General features: G+C 35.3%; 3 protein-coding genes. All 3 read left to right on the top strand.

The genetic code is table 11. From position 1 onward, the window contains the following. On the top strand, nucleotides 1-529 hold a 529-nt coding region (locus B9N71_RS10845), incomplete at its 5' end, for a DUF2345 domain-containing protein (protein WP_143422121.1). Nucleotides 530-539: 10 nt separating this feature from the next. Next, nucleotides 540-1,472: a DUF4123 domain-containing protein gene (locus B9N71_RS10840; protein WP_085165945.1), complete on the top strand. Its 933-nt coding sequence runs from the start codon at nucleotides 540-542 to the stop codon at nucleotides 1,470-1,472. Between the two features lie 45 nt (nucleotides 1,473-1,517). Further along, nucleotides 1,518-5,159, top strand: coding sequence for a T6SS effector BTH_I2691 family protein (locus tag B9N71_RS10835; protein ID WP_085165944.1), 3,642 nt, complete (start codon nucleotides 1,518-1,520; stop codon nucleotides 5,157-5,159). Nucleotides 5,160-5,304: the final 145 nt, after the last annotated feature.

Genomic DNA, 5,304 nt, shown 5'->3' with positions numbered 1-5,304 from the left:
GCTAACCCAAAGTGGCTTACTAGCCTATGCGCAAGAAGGCATAGCCCTAACCAGCCCTGAAAATATCCAACTATCGACAGCTAACAGCCTCACCCTTACTAGCGAAAATCAAACCGACATCAACGGCTTAAAAAACGTCACCCTCTCATCGGGTGAGGCGCTTGGCTTATTCGCCCAAAAATCGGGCATGAAACTATTTGCCAACCAAGGCGATATCGACCTGCAAGCCCAAAACGCCAATCTGAATATGGCCGCTAAGCAAGATGTTAAAGTTGATAGCGTGAATGGTGAGGTGACTATCACAGCGAGCGATGAACTAACGTTAATCTGCGGTGGCTCTTATATCAAAATCAGCAGTGAAGGCATCGAACTTGGTACACAGGATAATGTCTATTTTAAGTGTAATGTGATGCAGAAGATGTCATCAGCAATACAGGTATTTACTTCCGATTTACCAGGCGAAGTCAACTGTGAACAAAAAACAAGAAGTGATGCACAAAAACAACATGCAATAATTAAGGTCGATTAAAAGGAACAATATGTTATTTTCAACCCCTAAAATTGAGTTAACTGGTGAACTGGAAAAAATAGACCAGATAACTAATCAGTTATGTGAATATGCACAGGGCTATAATTCACGATGTGTGATTATTTTAGATCCTTTTATATCGCCATTTAAAGATGCTATTTTTCAATATTTTTTTGATAAAAATAGAATCACACAAGTACAAATTTCGCATCCAGCAGTGCGGGCTTGGCAAAGACCACTGCTGATAGCGTTAAATTTAAATAATAACTTTGAACGCGATGTGTTGCGTTATACCGTTGATAAATCATTAATAGAATTATCTCCCCAAATCTTAGGTAAGGGGGGAAAACGACATTATAGCGGTTGGATATTCACGCACGCGACTACTCAGCAAATCGCAGACGATTTTGACATGTTATCCATACAAAAAGTCAGTCACGGTAAGCTACTATTACGATTTTATGATCCTGCCGTTTTGCCCCAGTTGCTGTTTATTTTAGAACCACGACAGCAAATTAAATTGTGTGGACGCATCAAACGATGGGCTTTATTAGATGGCAACGGTGATCTTTTTTGCCATCATAACACCGCCGATCCTTGTCCTGTATATGTAGGGTTGTTAGGTATAACCCGACGATTAGAAGACCGGCTTTATTGCATTGGTATCAACAATCAAGTAATTAAAGCGTATCGCAAAGATCACCCAACAAAAAAGATAAATGAATGTGAAATGCTAAATCATCTGATGCCGTGCTTATTACGCTTAATGTCACAAGGCTTTAAAGATAACGAACTTTTAGTTGAATGGGCAAAAATAGCGATTGATCATGGTGCGAATTTTGATTTACACCCGCAAATACAAGAAAAACTAAAAACGATGAAAACACGATATGATTTTCCCGCTTTACTAAACTTAATAAAACAATCAGATTGGTCATTTTAAAACCAAGTTAGGATTAATAGAGTAACATGGATTAAGGAAACAACAATGACAGAAAAACAATGCGGTTGCCAAACACAAGGATTGGCAATATTACCAGTTAGATATACTGTAGTACCCAAATATATCAATCGTCCTACCCCAAATTGGGTAAATTTGCAATCAGTAACAAACGTCCCTTTGGACGCAAAATATCAATTTCATGTTAGAACGTTGCGTCAGGGTTATCTATATGTACATCTACCCAACGAAATTGGTAATGATAAATGGCAAATCTATACTATTGATCACGACGGTAACTTATATAAACAACATTCCAATGATACCATTGAAACAGAAAAAGATCTGGAAGAACAAGGTGGATTTCGATGTCCAAATTTACAAAAGGACGAATCTCATAATAAATTTATCACTATTCCTAATCCTAAAGAACAAACAGAAATTTATATTGCTTTTTGTGAATCTATTTGGAGTGATGAAACACTCGAAAAGCACGAAAAAGATCCCGAAAAGCGCATGCAAAAAATTGTCACAGAAAACTGGCAAGGTAATCAACAAATATCCTCCATAAGCGCGGTATCGGCAATACAGCAAAGCATAGAACAAGTTCTCGATTTTGATCCACAGTTTGATCAAGAATTATTGCCATATGATGATCACGATAAAATTAAAACTAGCTACCTTATCGATGTAAAAAACGAAGCCAAACCTCAACATTTTTATTATAGTGAATGTCTTAGTTACGATCGTGATGGACAAAACAAAAATAATAACAGTGGTGGCAATCAACCTTTTGGTTATGATCAACAAATTTTAAACAAGAACACCACGCATACACCATGGACCAAACAACAAGGTCGAGCAAAATCGTTAGCTAACACCATGAAAACATACTCGGAAGGTTATTCGCCAGTCTTAATTGCGCTTGAAGATCCAATTGGTATTGCATACGAATTAAATGGTTATTACAATGAAATTTATGATAAAAATCAGCAATATCAGCAAGAACGAGAGTTTGAATTTGATGCAATTGCTTCGTACGAATATGCAATGCAAATTTTGATTCAAAAAGAATTTCAGTTAGATTTCCAACTTCACTATACCAAAAATCCTTATTTTCAATGGGTGATGAAGAATAAAAAATTACCCAATTCTCGTGATTTACCTGTTTTTTCAAAATTTAACCAATTGTCAATATTAATTACCGATCAAATATACGGTAAACCATACAACTACTATCAACGTGCTGAAATATCCGTTGGAGCAAAACTTGATGCAACTATACCACCTATTGGACATGGTAAAAATTATTATCAGTTAGATAAAAATTACTTTTTACATGGAAAATCGATCAGCAGTTACGATCGAGAAGGAAGAATGGCTCTATTATACAATCCAAAATATATTGACTCAGCACCAGAACAAAAAATGTTTTATACCGCTTATCCTCAAAAGAACATAGACAATCATGCAGAAATGCTTTTGCATAGATTTAATGCTAAAGAGCAAAGTTATATTCAGAAAAGACAAAACGCAATCAAAGACATTAAACAAAAATATTTAAAATGCCTTAATATCGAAGCGTTTAATCAAAAATATCAATCCTTACAAGATCAAATCAAACAAATAGCTGAAAACCGAGCAGAGCAGAATATTAACTGGTTAAAACAGAGTAGTTTTTATCAGTATATGAAAGATTTTGATGGTGATATCTGGGTTGATGTATCTGATACTAACGCCAAAGAAAAAATCGTAGATAACCAATTTGAAATCGATCAGGCGCGTGCCGATAACGAAATTACCGAAGATGAATCGCAAAAAATAGCCAAACAAATCAATCCTTATGGTATGTACTATTCAAGGATAATAGATAAATGTACATCAGGATTAGAGCTAACAAATTTAGGTAAAGAATATCTCCAATCTAGGTTAAAATCCGTTAATGCTAACAAAGATTCCAGCGATAGCATTGTAGTACGGGGATTGGCGAATAATAGTCAATTGATATTAACAGATATTCAAACCTTACTTGAACAGCTCGAAAACACCCATGAAGAAGTCGAACTTAGTGAAGTAATGACGACAACTAAAGTCGGTAAAATTGCGGCTTATTATAAAAAAATACAAGGCTTTTTAAATGCGGTAAACAATTACCATAATGAGCTTGAAAAAGCCCAAAAAGTATTAAAAAAACACCCTAAAATACTAGATATTATAGCGAAAGTGGGGGTTAAAATGCCAGGTAATGAGCTTTTGTTAAAAATCTTTCTAAGCAAACCAATGTTAAGCATAAATAATTTTGCTGTCCGTTTATGCAATATTCTATTTTATCCTGTTAATAGTAATCAATTACTCAATAAGATTAACTATAATATCTGTTTTATGCTAAATATGTCAGTTTTTGGTTTATACAAGAAAGGGCAGCTAGCCATTTTACAAACCCAAAACAACGTTAGAAAAGCGGTGGTTAATTCATCATGGTTTAAAGGTGTATTACCCAAAACCCAAACCCTACCAGGTGGCGCTGTGGTTGAATTAACGCTAAAACAACGTAAAGCTGATCTGATACAAATAAAAGACTATATACGGCGGCAAGACAACAAAAATAAAATTATTGCACAAGTTATTGATGAAGAGCATCGCCGTAGTTTAGCCGACATATCCAAAACGCAAACAGAAGATATTAAAAACAATAAAAGTACTTCATCTGGTAACAGTAAAGGGTTTAAAGATATCCGTCTAGCCTTTATTATTGCTATATTTGAAACCATTAATTGGCTTAGCATTAAAGAAAAGACCAAAGGTAAACACGACGATAGTTTTTGGTCAGCTGAAATGATTGGATCATCACTTAGCATGATGGCGGCAACTACCGAATTAATGTATCAATTTACTAAAACCACCATAGGGTCAAAAACCATAGCCGCTGGACGCATGAAAATGCTATCCGGTTTTTTTGGTGCGGCGGCTGGAGTGTTTGCTTCTTGTCAGAAGTTTATAAATGCTGATGAAAAGCTGTCGAAAGGGAATGTCGGTGTAGCATTATTGAATGGATTAAATGGATTATTATATTTTGCTAATGCAGGGATAGGATTTGCTGCTTCCACTACCTATCATATACCTTGGCTAGTTAGTCGATTAACCAAACGAGCTTTAGCCAAAGGGCTTTCACGCGAGGTTATTGCCCGCGCTATTGCCATTTATAGCGCACAATTTATGGCAAGAAGAGTTGCAATGCTTGGACTTGGTTTTTGGATTGGCTTGATTGCTTTAATGATTGAAGGGTTAATCTGGTATATTACTGATAATGATCTTGAAAAATGGTTAAAATATAGTGCATTAGGTACTAAAAATAAAAGTCAAAATGCCTTTAAAAATGTGACCGAGCAAAAAGCCGAATTTAAAAAAACATTAAAAAACATGTTTGGTATTGATCAATCAATACAGTCACAGCCAAATAATCAAAATAACACACAACAAGCAGAACAAACTACTGATAATCCATTTACCGAATATGATGCTTTATTACTGATCATAGATGATTACAATCGGCAAAAACAATTTCTAGCCAATTTATTAGCCGATGCTGCCGCCCAAAAAGCCTTAGCAGAGCAGTTTAAAAATCAATACGAATATATTAATGTTAAAGGTTATTCGATTGGTGACATCTTTAGTGGCAAAATGAATTAACAACGAGGTTTATAATGAATAAATATTTTCAAATTATTACTGGCAAAATCACCGAACTGCAAGTGATTGATACCAATTTATCTCTATTTGGTGACAATGCCTTAGCCAGTTTGCCGCTACTTGGTCAACTGGTATTGGGCAACAG

Origin of the sequence: Gilliamella bombi, from assembly GCF_900103255.1 — a bacterium.
In the GTDB taxonomy this organism is placed as follows: Bacteria; Pseudomonadota; Gammaproteobacteria; order Enterobacterales; family Orbaceae; genus Gilliamella; species Gilliamella bombi.
The sequence above is the reverse complement of the archived record's forward strand: the minus strand, read 5'-3'. Positions and strand labels throughout refer to the sequence as shown.

What these genes read in the sequence shown, in the direction of transcription:
- B9N71_RS10840 (WP_085165945.1), top strand. Translation starts at nt 540, where the DNA reads ATGTTATTTTCAACCCCTAAAATTGAGTTAACTGGTGAACTGGAAAAA.
- B9N71_RS10835 (WP_085165944.1), top strand. Translation starts at nt 1,518, where the DNA reads ATGACAGAAAAACAATGCGGTTGCCAAACACAAGGATTGGCAATATTA.